Origin of the sequence: Pseudoxanthomonas gei, assembly GCF_010119615.1 — a bacterium.
Lineage (GTDB): Bacteria > Pseudomonadota > Gammaproteobacteria > Xanthomonadales > Xanthomonadaceae > Pseudoxanthomonas_A > Pseudoxanthomonas_A gei.
Map to the genome: position 1 here is coordinate 627,845 of NZ_QOVG01000001.1, position 16,784 is coordinate 644,628.

Annotated in this window: 14 protein-coding genes; 3 read left to right on the forward strand and 11 right to left on the reverse strand. The window is 64.8% G+C overall.

What is annotated here, in order from left to right; genetic code table 11:
• Positions 1-162: 162 nt before the first annotated feature.
• The gene (locus tag DT603_RS02880) at positions 163-627 is read left to right on the forward strand and encodes a hypothetical protein (protein WP_162348307.1); all 465 of its coding nucleotides are present in this window, start codon (positions 163-165) and stop codon (positions 625-627) included.
• Positions 628-709: 82 nt separating this feature from the next.
• Here DT603_RS02880 and DT603_RS02885 read toward each other — a convergent pair whose 3' ends face one another.
• The 10 genes from DT603_RS02885 to DT603_RS02930 form a co-directional block, all read right to left on the reverse strand.
• Positions 710-1,573: a pirin family protein gene (locus DT603_RS02885; protein WP_162348308.1), complete on the reverse strand. Its 864-nt coding sequence runs from the start codon at positions 1,571-1,573 to the stop codon at positions 710-712.
• A 211-nt stretch (positions 1,574-1,784) separates the two neighbouring features.
• The gene (locus tag DT603_RS02890; protein WP_162348309.1) at positions 1,785-3,146 is read right to left on the reverse strand and encodes an NAD-dependent succinate-semialdehyde dehydrogenase; all 1,362 of its coding nucleotides are present in this window, start codon (positions 3,144-3,146) and stop codon (positions 1,785-1,787) included.
• Between the two features lie 184 nt (positions 3,147-3,330).
• Positions 3,331-4,173, reverse strand: coding sequence for an ABC transporter permease subunit (locus DT603_RS02895; RefSeq protein WP_162348310.1), 843 nt, complete (start codon positions 4,171-4,173; stop codon positions 3,331-3,333).
• Positions 4,170-5,126 carry an ABC transporter permease subunit gene (locus DT603_RS02900; protein ID WP_162348311.1) on the reverse strand — a complete coding sequence of 319 codons (957 nt, stop codon included), beginning with the start codon at positions 5,124-5,126 and terminating at the stop codon, positions 4,170-4,172. Before DT603_RS02900 ends, DT603_RS02895 begins: the two co-directional genes overlap by 4 nt.
• Entirely contained in the window at positions 5,123-6,232 is a 1,110-nt protein-coding gene (locus DT603_RS02905) for an ABC transporter ATP-binding protein (protein WP_425500924.1), read from the reverse strand. The genes DT603_RS02900 and DT603_RS02905 overlap by 4 nt, the downstream gene beginning before the upstream one ends.
• A 186-nt stretch (positions 6,233-6,418) precedes the next feature.
• Complete coding sequence (locus DT603_RS02910) at positions 6,419-7,546, reverse strand: extracellular solute-binding protein (protein WP_162348313.1); 1,128 nt, start codon at positions 7,544-7,546, stop codon at positions 6,419-6,421.
• Positions 7,547-7,700: 154 nt separating this feature from the next.
• Positions 7,701-8,840 carry a polyamine ABC transporter substrate-binding protein gene (locus DT603_RS02915; RefSeq protein ID WP_162348314.1) on the reverse strand — a complete coding sequence of 380 codons (1,140 nt, stop codon included), beginning with the start codon at positions 8,838-8,840 and terminating at the stop codon, positions 7,701-7,703.
• Between the two features lie 58 nt (positions 8,841-8,898).
• Positions 8,899-10,278 carry an aspartate aminotransferase family protein gene (locus tag DT603_RS02920; protein ID WP_162348315.1) on the reverse strand — a complete coding sequence of 460 codons (1,380 nt, stop codon included), beginning with the start codon at positions 10,276-10,278 and terminating at the stop codon, positions 8,899-8,901.
• A gap of 182 nt (positions 10,279-10,460) precedes the next feature.
• Positions 10,461-11,843 carry a glutamine synthetase family protein gene (locus DT603_RS02925; RefSeq protein WP_162348316.1) on the reverse strand — a complete coding sequence of 461 codons (1,383 nt, stop codon included), beginning with the start codon at positions 11,841-11,843 and terminating at the stop codon, positions 10,461-10,463.
• A 9-nt stretch (positions 11,844-11,852) separates the two neighbouring features.
• A complete protein-coding gene (locus DT603_RS02930) occupies positions 11,853-12,608 on the reverse strand; it encodes a gamma-glutamyl-gamma-aminobutyrate hydrolase family protein (protein ID WP_162348317.1) in 756 nt (251 codons plus the stop codon).
• 210 nt (positions 12,609-12,818) lie between these two features.
• On the opposite strand from DT603_RS02930, the gene DT603_RS02935 reads away from it, so the two are divergent.
• Together DT603_RS02935 and DT603_RS02940 are read left to right on the forward strand one after the other, a co-directional pair.
• Entirely contained in the window at positions 12,819-14,213 is a 1,395-nt protein-coding gene (locus DT603_RS02935) for a glutamine synthetase family protein (protein WP_425500920.1), read from the forward strand.
• A gap of 191 nt (positions 14,214-14,404) precedes the next feature.
• A complete protein-coding gene (locus DT603_RS02940; protein ID WP_162348318.1) occupies positions 14,405-15,688 on the forward strand; it encodes an NAD(P)/FAD-dependent oxidoreductase in 1,284 nt (427 codons plus the stop codon).
• Positions 15,689-15,904: 216 nt separating this feature from the next.
• Here the strand turns inward: DT603_RS02940 and DT603_RS02945 are convergent.
• On the reverse strand, positions 15,905-16,784 hold an 880-nt coding region (locus DT603_RS02945; protein ID WP_162348319.1), incomplete at its 5' end, for an MFS transporter.

The window sequence follows — 16,784 nt, forward strand, 5'->3', positions numbered from 1 at the left end:
GCCAATACCGGCCTGGGCTAAGGTCAGGGCAGTCCGGCGGTGTGGGAAGGCCCGCCGGACGGTACCCACGGGCACCGCGTGCCGCACTCTGGCGCCCGTGGCATCTGCAACCGGCCAACCTGGCCGTACGCACTGCGCGACGGCCTTTCAGGGGAAATGTCCATGATCAAGAGTCTGTATCTGCTTGCTGCGTTGCTGGGCCTGCCCGCCGCCGCCCTGGCCCAGCAGGCGCCATCACGATGCCCACCCCTGCCCGCCAGCTCCGGCCTGCAATGGACCGAGAAGGTGGGCAATGGCTTCCTGGCCTGCAAGGCCCTCTCCGCGGACAATCGCCAGTCACTCAACGTGATGCTGACCTCGCGCGACCCCGACCTGCACCTGAGCCGGTCGCAGCGTGCGGAAGCGGGCCGGTTCTCCGGCGAATCGCTGCACTGGTACGTTCCAGAGCTTGCCGGCAGCCAGGATGCAGCTGCTTCACGCAGGATCACCGTGGTCAAGCTGGGCAAGGACCAGTACGCGCAGGTCTGGGTCGACGCTGCTTCAGCCGAGGACCTGGCCCGCCTGCAGACCCTGGCCGGACAGCTGGACGCAAGCGCGGGCGCCAGCTACCTGGTCTCCGGGCAGTAGGCTTAGGCGCACCCAAAGGAAAGCCGGGCATTGCCCGGCTTTTTTTTGCGCGGCAACGCGGGCGCCATGCCCCAGTTGTTGCTCAGAAGCACCCTTCCTGGAAATCCACGAACGCCTGCATCAGTTCCTGCCGTGTATTCATGACGAAGGGACCATGCCGCATCACCGGCTCGCCCAGGGGCCGGCCTGCGACCACGATCAGGCGTGCAGGCTGCTGTCCCGCACGCAGCTGCAACAGCTCGCCGCCGCCCAGCACCGCCATTTCCTGCACGTCCAGCGCGCGCGCGTCTTCGCCCTCGCCCACGGTCACCGCACCTTCGAACACATAGGCGAAGGCGTTGTGGCCCACGGGCAGCCGGTACTCCCAGGACTTGCCGGCCTGCAGCGAAATGTCCAGGTACAGCGGATCGGTGGCGGGCTGCACGATCGGTCCCACCACCGCGTCGACGACGCCGGCGATCACCTTCACTTCCACGCCAGGCGCGGGCGCGGCGACTGGAATGAACTCGGGCGCGAACTCCTGGTATTTCGGGTCGGTCATCTTGTCGCGCGCCGGCAGGTTCACCCACAGCTGGAAGCCGCGCATGCGGCCCGATTCCTGCTCGGGCATTTCCGAATGCACCAGGCCGCGGCCCGCGGTCATCCACTGCACGCTGCCGGGGGTCAGCAGGCCTTCGTTGCCGTGGTTGTCCTTGTGGCGCATGCGCCCGTCCAGCATATAGGTCACGGTCTCGAAGCCACGATGCGGATGGCTGGGAAAACCGGCGATGTAGTCCTCGGCGCGGTCGGTGCCGAACTCGTCCAGCAGCAGGAACGGATCCAGTTCCGGCAGCTCGGGCCCGCCGATGACGCGGGTCAGCTTGACGCCGGCGCCATCGGACGTGGCGCGGCCGCGGATCTTGCGGGCGATGCGTGCAGGCGTAATGGATGTGGCGGACGTGTTCATGGCATCTCCTTTTCGATAGTCGGAAGATGGCACCAGCAAGGCACTATCGGAACACTGCCCCACGCAACCGTCCGTTCCATCGACGGCGGTGCCTGCAGGACCCTGCAGGAGCTGCGTAAGCTGCGACCAGAACCTGTCGGCCTGCGCTGAAACGGTCCTAGCGCTTCCTGTCCGCGGTCGCAGCTTGCGCAGCTCCTACAAAACCGAGGGCTCAGGCCACGTAGACGGACTTGATGTTCATGAATTCGTGGATGCCGTGTTCGGCCAGTTCACGTCCGAATCCGGAGCGCTTGCTGCCGCCGAACGGCAGGCGCACGTCGCTCTTGACCACCGAATTGACGAAGGCCGCCCCGCACTGCAACTGGCGCGCTACCCGGTTGCCGCGTTCGCTGTCGCCGGTCCAGACGCTGCCGCCCAGGCCGAAGCTGGTGTCGTTGGCGACCCGGATGGCCTCGGCCTCGTCGCGGACCCTCAGGATGCTGGCGACGGGGCCGAACAACTCCTCGTCATATGCCGCCATGCCGGGCGCCACCTGGTCGAGGATGGAAGCCGGATAGCCCGCATGCGATGCGTCCGGCTCGCAACCCAGCAGTGGCTTGGCACCTTTGGCGATGCTGGCCTGCACCTGTTTGTGCAGCTCGTCGCGCAGGTCCTGCCGTGCCATCGGCGCCAGTGTGGTCGCCTCGTCGTTGGGATCGCCGAGCCGCAACTTCGATGCAGCCTCGGTGAAACGCTGCACGAAGACGTCGGCGATCGCATCGACCACGATGAAGCGCTTGGCGGCGATGCAGGTCTGGCCGACGTTGCCGAAACGCGATGCCACCGCGCCGGCGACGGTCTTCTCAATGTCGGCATCCTCCAGCACAACGAACGCGTCGCTGCCGCCCAGTTCCATCACGCACTTCTTCAACTGGTCGCCGGCGTTGGCGGCGATCGAGCGCCCCGCCCGTTCGCTGCCGGTCAGGGTGACCGCGGCGATGCGTTTGTCACGTAGCACTTCGGCAGCCTGGTCGTTGTCGATGTGCACCACCGCAAACACGCCAGCGGGCACGCCCGCATCGCGCAGCACCTCGGCTATCAGGTCCGCGCAACGCGGCACGTTGCTGGCGTGCTTGAGGACCGCCACGTTGCCGGCCATCAGGGCCGGCGCGAGGAAACGGAATACCTGCCAGATCGGGAAATTCCACGGCATCACCGCCAGCACGCAGCCAATCGGCTCGAAGCGCACGTAGCTGTTGCTGCCGTCGGTGGCGATGGGCTGGTCCTGCAGGTACCGGGCGGCGTTGTCGGCGTAGTAGTCGCAGGCATCCGCGCACTTTCCCACTTCGGCCAGCGCCTCCTTGCGCAGCTTTCCCATTTCGGCGGTCATGGTCTTCTGGATATCGTCGCGCCGCATGCGCAGTTGCGCGCCTGTCTTGCGCAGCAGATCACCGCGCTCTTCAAGCGGACGCGCTGCCCACGCGGGGAACGCCGAGGCCGAGGCCGCGAGAATGGACTCGACGGCCGCAGCATCCATCAGCTCCAGGGTGTACTCCACCTCGCCGGTGGCGGGATTGACGGTTTCGACGGTCATGGGAATCTGTGGCTCAACGAGGGATGATTATTGTGGCAGGGAGCTTTGGAGCGAGGAGTGAGGGGAGAGCAGTCAGGCGTGAGTCGTTAGTTGAGCGCAAGAACCTGCCACTGATATGCAACTTCGCAATTGAGTGGAAAAAAACAACCCGGAAATCGACCAATTCCCCACGCCTCACGCCGCCTCACCCGTTGTCCTGCACCGCCAGCTGCATGTCGCGCTGCCTGCGCTTGTCCTCGCGGTACATCAGCCACCAGGCCACGAAGGCGCCGGCGGATACCACCACGATCATGATCGTGGCCAGCGCATTGACCTGCGGATTGAGGCCGCGCCGGGCCGAGGAGAAGATCACCATGGGCAAGGTGGTCGAGCTGGGGCCGGAGACGAAGCTCGCCACCACCACGTCGTCCAGCGACAGGGTGAAGGCCAGCAGCCAGCCGGAGACGATGGCCGGCGCGATGATCGGCAAGGTGATCAGGAAGAAGACCTTGACCCGGTTCGCGCCCAGGTCCATCGCCGCTTCCTCCAGAGACTTGTCCAGTTCGGCCATGCGCGAGGACAGCACCACGGTGACGAAGGCCAGGGTGAAGGTGACGTGCGCGATCCAGATCGACAACACCCCGCGCGGCGCCAGGCCGATCAGGCTGCCCAGCGACATGAACAGCATCAGGATCGACAGGCCCAGGATCACTTCGGGCATCACCAGCGGTGCGGTGATCAGCGCGCCGAACAGGGTCTTGCCGGGAAAGCGCCGCATCCGCGTCATCACCAGCGCGGCCAGCGTGCCCAGCACCACCGACGCGGTCGCGGTCCAGAACGCGATCTTGATGCTGATCCACGCCGCGCCCAGCATCTGGTCGTTCTGCAACAGCTTGCCGTACCACTTCAGCGAGAACCCGGACCACACCGTGGCCAGCTTGTTCTCGTTGAACGAATAGAACATCAGCACCAGGATCGGCAGGTACAGGAAGGCAAACCCGAGGCCCAGGATCACCCAGGTGGGCCAGCGCCTGGCCAGGCTGCTCATGTCAGCCTCCCTTCGATCTCGCGCTGTTGCACGCGGTTGAAGATCAGGATCGGCACCATCAGCAGCAACAGCATCACGATGGCGACCGCCGAGGCCGTCGGCCAGTCACGGTTGTTGAAGAACTCGTTCCACAGCACCCGCCCGATCATCAGCGTGTCGGGGCCGCCGAGCAGCTCGGGGATAACGAACTCTCCCACCGCCGGGATCATCACCAGCATGCAGCCGGCGATGATGCCGGCCCGGGACAGCGGCAGGGTGATCTTCAGGAACGCCTTCCACGGCTTGGCGCCGAGGTCGTAGGCGGCTTCCAGCAGGCGCTGGTCGTGTTTGACCAGGTTGGTGTAAAGCGGCAGCACCATGAAAGGCAGGTAGCAGTAGACGATGCCGATGTAGGCGGCGGTGGGCGTGTTGGAGATCTGCAGCGGTTCACTGATCAGGTGCAGTCCCAGCAGAACGTCGTTGAGCAGGCCGTTGGGCTTGAGGATGCCGATCCAGGCATAGACCCGGATCAGGAACGAGGTCCACGACGGCAGGACCACCAGCATCATGGCGATGTTGCGCGCCGAAGGCGGCAGCCTGGCGATCACGTAGGCCATGGGGTAGCCGATCAGCAAGGCCAGCAGGGTGGATATCGCGGCGATCTTGATCGAGCTGAGATAGGCCTGAACGTACTGCGAATCGGTGAACAGGCCGATGTAGTTGGTCAGGTTCAACTTCAGCGATACCGCGTTGTCGACGAACTCCAGGATCGGCGTGTACGGCGGCATGGCGATGGCCAGCCGGGAAAACGAGATCTTCAGCACGATCAGGAACGGGATCGCGAAGAACACCAGCAGCCACAGGTAGGGCACCGAGATCACCGCCCAGCGCGGGTGCGGGAATATCCTCCGCAGCAGCCTGCCGCCTGCCGACGAGCGCCCGGACAGCCTGTTCCTGAGCGTCGCAGTGTTCATGAGGTCAGCACCACGCCTTCGTTGTCGCCCCACGACACCCAGACCTCGTCGCCCCAGGTCATGCCTTCGCTGGCCCAGCGCTGCTGGTTGGCGAAGTTGGCCATGAACTTGTAGCCGCTGGGCAGGCGCACGTGGAACACCGAGTGGCTGCCGAAATAGGCGATGTCCTCGATCTTGCCGCGGGCCTTGTTGTATTGCTGGGTAGGCTCTTCCTTGCTGATGTTGACCTTTTCCGGGCGCACGCCGAACGACACCTCCTGGCCCTCGAAGCCGGAAATGCCATGGCCCACGTAGATGGCGGCATCCAGCGCAGGGGTGACGATGGTGACGTAGTCGGCCATGTCCTCCTCGACCTTGCCCTCGAACATGTTGACCGAACCGATGAACCCCGCGGCGAAGCGGCTGGTCGGCGATTCGTAGATCTCGTCGGGCGTGCCGACCTGGCGGATGCGCCCCGAATCCATCAGTGCGATGCGCGTGGCCATGGTCATGGCCTCTTCCTGGTCATGGGTGACCATCACGCAGGTGACGCCCGAGGTCTCGATGATGTTGACCAGCTCCAGCTGCATCTGCGAGCGCAGCTTCTTGTCCAGCGCCCCCATCGGCTCGTCCAGCAACAACAGCTTCGGCCCCTTGGCCAGTGAACGGGCCAGGGCCACACGTTGCTGCTGGCCGCCCGACAGCTGGTGCGGCTTGCGCTTGGCCAGCTTGCCCAGTTGCACCAGCGCCAGCATTTCCTCGACCCGCTTGCGTATCGCTTCCTTGGACAATCCATCCTGCTTCAGGCCGAACGCGATGTTCTGCTCCACGGTCATATGCGGGAACAGCGCGTACGACTGGAACATCATGTTGATCGGACGCTCGTAGGGCGGCAGGTCGTTCATGACCTGGCCGTCCAGGTAGATCTTGCCGGAGGTGGGTTTCTCGAACCCGCCCAGGCAGCGCAGCAGGGTCGACTTGCCACAGCCGGAACCACCGAGCAGGGCGAATATCTCGCCCTTGCGGATCGACAGGTCGGTGTCTTCCACCGCCACGAAACCGTCGAATTCCTTGCGCACGTCGACGATGCGCAGGTAACCGTCGGTCCCGGCCTTGCCGTTCTGCATCGTCCCGTTCAACTGCTCTGTCGCCATGCGCGTTCCCGTCGAGTGGTGAAGTCGCCCGCACCGCGGGCTGCCAAGGGTGAAGCCGGCGGCGATGCCGCCTGCAAGTTGAAGCGAAAACGGAGCACCACGGTCCTCTTGGCTCTTGGCAGCGCCAACGGCGCGACTTCACCCTTTACCGCCGCCTGCTTACTTGCCGGTCTTCAATTCCGTCCAGATCCGCGTGTACAGCTTGTCCACCTCGGGCGGGATGATCGCGAAAGTGAAGAGCTTGGCCGCGACTTCCGGCGGCGGATAGATGGTCGGATCGCCGGTGATGCTCTTCTCGATCAGCGGCAGCGACTTGGGAATGGCGTTGGGATAGCTGATGAAGTTGGAGTTGTTCGCCATCACCTGCGGGTCAAGCAGGTAGTTGATGAAAGCATAGGCGCTGTCGAGGTTCTTGGCATCCTTGGGGATGGCCAGCATGTCGAACCACTGGGGCGCGCCTTCCTTGGGGATGGAATAGGCGATGTGCACGCCATTGTCGGCTTCATCGGCACGGTCACGCGCCTGGATGATGTCGCCGGACCAGCCGACCACCAGGCAGATGTCGCCATTGGCCAATGCGTCGATGTATTGCGAGGAATGGAAGTTGCTGATGTAGGGGCGGATCTTCTTCAGCAGCGCGGCGGCCTTCTGGATCACCGCCGGGTCGGTGCTGTTGGGGTCCTCGCCCAGGTAGTTCAGGGTGATCGGGATCAGCTCGGAAGGCGTGTCCAGGAACGTGACCCCGCAATCCTTGAGCCTGGAAATGTTTTCCGGCTTGAACACCAGGTCCAGGCTGCGGGTCACGTCGGTGTTGCCGAATACAGCCTTGACCTTGTCGATGTTGTAGCCGATGCCGGTGGTTCCCCACATGTAGGGGATGGCGTACTTGTTGCCGGGGTCCTGCGACTCCAGCTTCTTCATGATCACCGGGTCGAGGTTGGCGTAGTTGGGGACCTTGGATTTGTCCAGCGGCAGGAACACGCCGGCCTGGATCTGGCGGCCGAGGAAGTTCATGGTCGGCACGACCACGTCGTAGCCGCTGCTGCCGGCCAGCAACTTGGTCTCCAGCACTTCATTGCTGTCGAACACGTCGTAGGTGACCTTGATCCCGGTCGCCTTCTCGAAGTTCGGGATGGTGTCCTCGGCGATGTAGTCGGACCAGTTGTAGACGTTGACGACCTTGTCGTCGCCGCCTGCGGCTGCGGCCTTGTCCGGCGCCCCGTCCTTGTCCCCGCACGCGGCCAGCGTGAAGAGCGTCATTGCAGTCAACACAGCTCGCAGTTTCATCTTCATCTCCCCATGGCCCATGCGGCCGGTTGTATTGATGCGCCCTGCGGCAGTGCCGCGGACGCGCGTGCTTGCGTTCTTCCCTGCATCCTCAACTGCCGCAGGCCTCCAGGCCCGCTTCAACAATGCGTCAGCACCTGTTTTCCGAAGTGGCCTACTTGCCGGTCTTGAGCTCGGTCCAGGTGCGGGTGTAAAGGCGGTCGATCTCGGGCGGCAGCACCGCGAAGGTGAACAACTTGGCATCGACCTCCGGCGGCGGGTAGATGGTGGGATCGCCAGTGATGGCAGCATCCACCAACGGCCTGGATTTGGGCACAGCGTTGGGATAGGTCACGAAATTGGTGTTGGCCGCCGCCACTTCCGGCCTCAGCAGGTAGTTGATGAAGGCGTAGGCGTTGTCCGCATTCTTGGCATCCTTCGGGATGGCCAGCATGTCGAACCACTGGGGGGCGCCTTCTTTGGGGATCGAATAGGCGATCTTCACTCCGTTGTCCGCCTCGGCCGCGCGGTCGCGGGCCTGGATGACATCACCGGACCATCCCACCACCACGCAGATGTCGCCGTTGGCCAGGTCATCGATGTACGAGGAGGAATGGAAGTTGCGGATGTAGGGGCGCACCTTCTTCAGCAAGGCCGCCGCCTTGCCGATCACCGCCGGGTCGAAGCTGTGCGGGTCTTCGCCCAGGTAATTGAGCGCGATGGGGATCAGTTCCGACGGCGTGTCCAGCACGGTGATGCCGCAGTCCTTGAGCTTGGTTGCGTTCTCGGGCTTGAAGACCATGTCCCAGCTGGACGCCGCCTCGGTGCTGCCGAAGATCTCCTTGATCTTGTCGACGTTGTAGCCGATGCCGCTGGTACCCCACAGGTAGGGCACGGCGAACTTGTTGCCCGGGTCCTGCAGCGCGATGCGCTTGAGCATCAGCGGGTCGACGTTGGCCAGGTTGGGAATCTTCGACTTGTCCAGTGGCAGGAATACCCCCGCCTGGATCTGCCTGCCCAGGAAACTCAGCGAAGGCACCACCAGGTCGTAGCCGCTGGCGCCGGCCAGCAGCTTGGTCTCGACCATTTCATCGCTGTCGAAGACGTCATAGGTGACCTTGATGCCGGTGGCCTTCTCGAAGTCGGGAATGGTGTCCTCGGCAATGTAGTCCGACCAGTTGTAGACGTTCAGGGTCTTGCCCGCGGCGCCGTCCTTGCCGGCCGCACCACCCTTGTCGCCATCGCCACCGCCACCGCATGCTGCCAGCACGCCCAGTGCAGCCAACGCCGTCAGTACCTGCAGTTTCCTGTTCATCGGCGTTCTCCTGGTTGTTCCATCGTCTTTCCGGATCGGCTTGGCGCAATGGCGGGTCTCAGATGCCCAGCTCCGCGGCGGTTTCGTTCAACGACTTCCAGGCCTTCTCGAACAGTTCGTCGACCTGCGCGCGGCTGATGATCAGCGGCGGCGACAGCAGCATGGCGTCGTAGGTCGCGCGCAGGATCAGGCCGTTGGCCAGGGCCCTGTCACGACACAGCTGCCCCACTTTACCGCGATCATCGAAGAATGCACGCCGGCTCTTTCCAGGCGCGTTCTTGGCCGGCACCAGCTCCAGTGCGCCGACCATGCCGGCGATGCGCGCCTCGCCGACCAGGCGATGCTCACCCAGCTCGGCCCAGCGCTGGGCCAGGTACGGGGCCGTGTCGTTCTTGCAGGTCTCGACGATCTTCTCGTCCTGCAGGATGCGGATGTTTTCCAGCGCCACCGCAGTGCACACCGGGTGCCCCGAATAGGTGCAGCCATGGGCCAGTTCGCCGCCCTGGTTGGCCAGCACGCCGGCGACACGGTCATTGAACATCGCCGCCCCCAGTGGGATGTAGCCGGAGGTGATGCCCTTGGCCAGGGTCATGACGTCGGGCATGAAGCCGAAGTAGTCCGCGGCGAACCACTCGCCGGTGCGACCGAAGCCGCAGATCACTTCGTCGGCCACCAGCAGCACGTCGTACTTGCGGCAGATGCGTTCGATTTCCGGCCAGTAGGTCATCGGCGGTATGTAGACGCCGATCGCGCCCATGATCGGTTCGCCAATGAAGGCGGCCACGCGGTCGGGGCCGAGTTCAAGGATCTTGGCCTCCAGCCGGCGCGCGGCGACCAGGCCGTATTCGTCCGGGTCCAGGTCACCGCCATCGGCGAACCAGAACGGCGGTTCGATGTGGTGGATGTCGGGAATCGGAAGGCCGCCCTGCTTGTGCATGCCGGCCATCCCGCCCAGGCTGGCACCGGCCATGGTGGTGCCGTGGTAGCCATTGTGGCGACCGATGAAGATGTTCTTCTGCGGCTGGTCCTGGACCGCCCAGAAGTGCCGGACCAGGCGCAGGATGGTGTCGTTGGCTTCGGAACCGGAATTGGTGAAGAAGGCGTGGTTGAGGTCGCCCGGGGTCAGCTCGGCCAGCTTGGCGGCCAGCATGATGGTCGGCTCGGTGGTGCACTGGAAGAAGCTGTTGTAGTAGGCCAGCTGGGTCATCTGTTTCGACGCCGCCTCGCCCAGCTCCTTGCGACCGTAACCGACGTTGACGCACCACAGTCCGGCGAACGCATCCAGCAGCTTGTGGCCCTCGGCATCCCACACATAGGCGCCCTCGCCACGGGTCAGGATGCGCGTGCCCTTCTTCGCCAGCGCGGCGTTGTCGTTGAAGGGGTGCAGGTGGTGCTCGGCGTCGAGCTGCTGCAGTGCGCGGATGTCGAGGTGGTCCATTGAAACTCCGAAGTCGGTGTTACTTCTCCCACCGGGAGAAGGTGGCGCGAAGCGCCGGATGAGGGCGGAAGAATCCGGACCGCGGAACCTATCCATTCACGGATGATCCACGCTCTCATCCGCCCTGCGGACACCCCGCCTTAGCGGGGACATGCCCCTCTCCCAAAGGGAGAAGGAAAGAATCAAACGTTCAACAACAGAAACTCCCGCTCCCACGAACTGATAACGCGGAAGAAGGTCTCGTATTCCTTGCGTTTCACCGAGATGTAGGCGCGCACGAAGCGCGCTCCCAATATGTCCTGCAGCGGCTTGCAGGTTTCCAGCTCGTCCAGCGACTCGCCCAGCGAACGCGGCAGCTCGAAACCGAATTCCTGCGCGCTGGTCGACAGCGGCGCGGTGGCCTTCAGTCCCTCGCGGATGCCCATCAGCCCGCAGGCCAGGGTGGCGGCCATGGCCAGGTAGGGATTGGCGTCGGAACCGGCGAAGCGGCTTTCCACGCGCGTGTTCTCGGGCGAATCCATCGGCACGCGCAGGCCGCAGGTACGGTTGTCGTAGCCCCACTGCACGTTGATCGGCGCCACCTGCCCCAGCGCCAGGCGCCGGTAGGAATTCACGTTGGGGGCGAAGAACGCCATCGCCATCGGCACGTACTTCTGCAATCCGCCCAGGTACTGGCTGAAGATCTTGCTCTGGGTGCCTTCGCTGCGGCCGCGGAAGACGTTGTTGCCCTTCTTGTCCAGCATGCTCTGGTGGATGTGCATGGCACTGCCGGGCTCGTTCTCCATCGGCTTGGCCAGGAAGGTGGCGTAGATGCCGTGGCGCATCGCCGCCTCGCGCATGGTGCGCTTGAAGAAGAACACTTGGTCGGCGCGCGACAACGCGTCGGAATGGGTGAAGTTGACTTCCAGCTGCGCCGCGCCTGATTCGTGGATCAGCGTGTCCACGTCCAGTTCCATCGCATCGCAGTAGTCGTACATCAGGTCGAGGATGGGATCGAACTCGTTGACCGCGTCGATCGAGTACGACTGCCGCGCGGTTTCCGGGCGGCCGGAACGGCCGGCCGGTGGCAACAGCGGGAAATCGGGATCGGTGTTCTTCTGCACCAGGAAGAACTCAAGCTCAGGCGCGACGACCGGGGTCAGCCCCGCTTCCTCGTACGCCGCGAGCACGCGCCGCAGCACATTGCGCGGCGCCAGGTCGTGCGGCTTGCCATCCTTGGTGAAGCAGTCGTGGATCACCTGCGCGGTGGGGTCGGCCGCCCACGGCACCATGCGCACGGTGTCGGGATCGGGACGCAGGAACATGTCCGAATCCGAAGGCGAGGTCAGCTCGTAGTAATCGTCCGGGTAATCGCCGGTGACGGTGGTGGCGAAGATGCCTTCCGGCAGCCGCGTGCCGTAGTCGTGGCTGAACTTGTCGGCCGGGATGATCTTGCCGCGGGCGATGCCGGTGATGTCGGGCACCAGGCATTCCACCTCGGTGATGCTGCGCTCCTTCAGCCAGCGTCGTAGCGAACTTTCCGGTTTCTCCGGAGCGGGATTCTTCTGGGCCTGGCGTTGGGTCATGGGTTCGCTTCAATGTCTGCGTTGCGCGGCATGCAAACGGCAGGCATCGCCGAAGGCCTTGAATATGCCGAGATAGAAAGGATTTTCGGTGACACGCCATTCCGGATGCCACTGCACGCCGAGCAGGAAACCGGGACCTTCGTGGCGGAAGGCCTCGATCAGGCCGTCCGGCGCCACCGCTTCCACTTTCAGGCCCTTGCCCAGGCGGGCCACGCCCTGGCCATGCAGCGAATTGACCTGCGCCGAGGGCGCGGACGCGATGCCCGCCAGGATGCCACCCGGGTTGAAGGTCACCGCGTGCACCTGCGCGTACTGGATCTCGAGTGGTTCCTCGAGGTTTTCGCGATGATCGAGGAAACCCGATTGTTCCTGCACCTTCTGGTGCAGGCTGCCGCCCAGGGCCACGTTGACTTCCTGGAAGCCACGGCAGATCGCCAGCACCGGCAGCCCCATCGACAGCGCCAAGGGGATCAGCGGCAAGGTATTGGCGTCGCGCGCGGGATCGTGGCGGTTGCCTTCGTAGCTGGGTTCGTCGCTGTAATGATGCGGTTCGATGTTGCTGACCGATCCGGTCAGCAGCAATCCATCCAGGTGTTCGAGCAACTGCCCCGCTGGCAGCGCCGGCTGCAGGCCGGGCAGCAGGATGGGCGTCGCGCCGGCCCCTTCCACCACCGCCCGCACGTACTTCTCGCCCACCGCGAGGAAGGGATGGGGACCGATCTGTTTACGGTCGGTGGGGAGGCCGACCAGCGGCGGGCTGGTCATCGGGGGATGCTCGTAAGAAGCCTGAACCAACTTACCGCGCCCGTTTTATTTTTACAACACGGTCCCGCATATCGCCGTATTCATCCCGCCGATGGTGCGGCGCGGCACCATTCGGGGCCGTTTCCGGACCGTCTCCCCGCGCAGGGCGTTGAGTATTCTTGACGGGCAGGTGGCTCTGCTAAGCTGCCACGAACCGCCGGTGACGCCCCGATGACCCGTATGCCCGACACTCCCGACGCGCTGGATTCCGCCCTCCCTGCCGCTGATGCGCGGGTCCTCGCGCAGCTCCCGGACTGCGAGCTGGTCGACCTGCTGCTGCCCGACATGAACGGCCTGCTGCGCGGCAAGCGCATCAGTCGCGATGCGCTGGAAAAGGTCTACGCCGACGGCGTGTGCCTGCCGATGTCGCTGATTGCCACCGACATCACCGGCAATACCGTCGAGGAAACCGGACTGGGTTACGACATCGGCGACGAGGACCGCATCTGCCGTCCGGTGCCGGGTACGTTGCGCGCGGTGCCGTGGTCGCCGCGGCCGATGGCGCAATTGCTGTTAACGATGGAAGACAGCAAGGGCGGAAGCTTCGAAGCCAATCCGCGCGAAGTGCTCAAGCGCGTACTGGATCGTTACACCGCGCGGGGGCTCAAGCCGGTGGTCGCGGTGGAACTTGAGTTCTACCTGTTCGACGCCCACCTGGACGCCGATGGCCGGCCGCGCACCCCGGTCAATCCGGTGACCGGCCGCCGCAGCAACAGCACCCAGGTCTATTACATGGAGGACCTCAACGACTACCGTGGCTTCACCGACGCGGTGTCGGCCGCCTGCGTGGCCCAGGGCATCCCTGCCGACACGGCGGTGGCCGAGTACGCCCCGGGCCAGTTCGAGATCAACCTCAAGCATCGCGACGATGCGCTGCTGGCCTGCGACGAGGCCATCATGCTCAAGCGCGCGATCAAGGCCGTGGCCCAGCAGCAGGGCGTGCAGGCCAGCTTCATGGCCAAGCCGTTCGCCGGACAGGCGGGCAATGGCCTGCACATCCATGTCAGCGTGCTGGACGCCAAGGGCGACAACATCTTCGCCTCCACGCCCGAAGCACCCGCCGATACGTTGAAGCACGCCATCGGCGGCCTGCAGCGCAGCGCCGCCGACAGCCTGCTGCTGTTCGCCCCGCATGCCAACAGCTACCGGCGCTTCGTCCTCAATGCCTTCGTGCCGTTGAATGATGCCTGGGGCTACAACAACCGCACCGTGGCCATGCGCATCCCGCACAGCAACGAAGCCAACACCCGCATCGAACACCGCATCTCCGGCGCCGACGCCAATGTCTACCTGGTCACCGCCGCGGTGCTGGCCGGCATGCTGCACGGGCTGGAGAACGGCTTTGATCCCGGCCCGCCGGTGGTCGGCAACGCCTACGAGCAGACCGAGATCCGCACCCCGTACTGGCGCCAGGCGATCAACGACTTCATGGGCAGCGCATTCATCCGCCAGCAGTTCGGGCAGTCCTTCCAGCACATCTACGGCCAGCAGAAGCTGAAGGAAATGCAGACCTTCGAGACCCAGGTGACGACGCTGGAGTACGAGTGGTACTTGCGGGCCGTGTAACTCTGTTCCTTCTCCCTCCGGGAGAAGAGCCTGCCCTCGCGAAGGCGGGGGTGCCCGCAGGGCGGATGAGGGAATGCAGTTCAGGTCGCATCAGATATTGGTCCCCGCTGATAGCGCATTCCCTCATCCGGCGCTGCGCGCCACCTTCTCCCGGAGGGAGAAGGAAACCTCTTTGCGCCGGACTGAATTTCATGATTGCGAGAAACTCCTATCCACCCAGCTGGTACGCCGCCAGCGCCACCCCGCTGCCCACGCAACCTGCCCTGCAAGGCCGCATCGACGCCGACGTCTGCATCCTCGGCGCCGGCTACACCGGACTTTCGGCAGCACTGGAACTTGCCGAAGCCGGCTACAAGGTCGTGATACTCGAAGCCGAGCGCATCGGCTGGGGCGCGTCCGGCCGCAATGGCGGCCAGGCCATCGCCGGCTTTGGCTGCGGCGAAGCGAAGCTGGAGGCGCTGGTCGGATTCGCGGATGCGCGCAGGATGTTCGACCTGTCGCGCGAAGGCCTGCAGTGGTTGCGCGACCGCATCCTCAAGCACGACATCGCCTGCGACTGGCGCGACGGCCACGCCACCGTGCCGATCAAGCCGCGCCAGGAACGCGAAGTGCGCGCGGCTGTGGAGGACTTCCGCAACCGCTACGACTACCCGGTCGAGTGGTGGAGCCGTGAGCAGTTACGCGCGCAGCTGGCCAGCGACCGCTACCTCGGTGCGATGTACGACCCTGAAAGCGGCCACCTGCATCCGCTGGAATATGCATTGGGACTGGCGCGTGCCGCGCTGGCCGCGGGCGTGCGCATCTGCGAGCACTCGCGGGTGACGCAACTGGTGCGTGGTGCCAGGCCGGTGTTCAAGACTGCCGAAGGCGAGGTGCATTGCGACTTCGCGGTGCTGGCCGGCAACGCGCTGGTGCATGGCATCGCCCCGGAACTGGATGCGAAGATCATGCCGGTCGGCACCTACATCGGCGCGACGGTGCCGCTGGGCGAGGAACGGGCGCGCGCACTGATCGGCAACGACATGGCCGTGGCCGACACCAACTGGGCGCTGGATTATTTCCGCCGCAGCCGCGACCACCGCCTGCTGTTCGGTGGCCGCGCCAGTTATTCCACCCTGCCCCCGCCCAACCTGCGCGGCACCATGATCCGGCGCATGCGCCGCGTGTTTCCGCAGCTGGCAGACGTCGGCATCGAATACGTGTGGGGCGGCTACATCGACATCTCCCTCAACCGCGCCCCGCATTTCGGCCGGCTGACGCCCAACGTCTACTTCGCCCAGGGCTTCTCGGGCCACGGGGTGATCGCCACCGGCCTGGCCGGCAAGCTCGTTTCCGAATCCATCCGCGGGCAGTCCGAGCGCCTGGACCTGTTTGCGAAGATCGACCACCACCCCTTTCCTGGCGGCCGCGCCCTGCGCACGCCGATGCTGGTCGCCGCGATGGCCTGGTACAAGCTCCGCGACGCACTGTGGTGAGCGCCCGTCGCCTTTCTTTGTAGAGCCGGGCTTGCCCGGCTGCTTTGGACATGGATGATTGCCCGTGGCGACGGAGTTCTGTTGTAGGAGCGACGCAAGTCGCGAAGCACGCAGCGCATGATCAGCTTCGGGGGCCATGATTTCCTGGCTTCGCTACTTGCGTCGCTCCTGCAAACGCCAGGCCGCGCATTCGCCCGTAGCCGAGCAAGCCCGGCGCTACGGCGCTTCGAATTTCTGGCGCGGCGCCAGCAGCAACGCAATCAAGGTCAGCGTAGCCGCGCCGGCCAGGTAATAGCCCACGTACGAAACGCCATGCCTGCCGGCCAGGTAGGTCGCTATGGAAGGCGTCAGCGACGCACCCAATATCCCGGCCAGGTTAAACGCCAGTGACGCGCCCGTATAACGCACGGCGGTCGGGAACATGTCGGCCAGCAACGTTCCGCATGGCCCGTAGGTCAGGCCGGTGACGGTCATGCCGATGACCAGGAACAGCAGCACGCTGGCGGCGCTGCCGAGACTGAAGAGTGGTCCATAGGCCAAGCCGAACACGATGATCGCGATCGTCGCCAGGATCATCGCCGGTCGCCGCCCGTAGCGGTCGGCCAGCAATGCGGACACCGGGATGCCGGCGCCGAAGAACAGCACCGCGATCATCAGCATCAGCAGGAACTGCTCGCGCGTATAGCCGAGTTTCGAGGTGCCCCATGACAGGTTGAACACTGTCATCAGGTAGAACAGCACGAAGGTCGACACCAGCGCGAAGGTCCCGGTCAGCAGCGCGCGCGGGTGGTCGCGCAACACGGTCAGCATCGGCAGGCGCACGCGCCCGCCCGCATCGAGCGTCTTCTGGAAATCCGGCGTCTCGGTGATGCGCAGGCGCACCCACAGGCCTACGAAGACCAGCGCCGCGCTGGACAGGAACGGGATGCGCCAGCCCCAGGCCAGGAACTGCGCGTCGCTCATCACTTCGGTCAGCAGCAGGAAAATCGCGGTCGAACCCAGGAAGCCCAGCGGCGCGCCCAGCTGCGGGAACATGCCGTACCACGCGCGCTTGCCCGGCGGCGCGTTCTCGGTAGCCAGCAGCACCGCCCCGCCC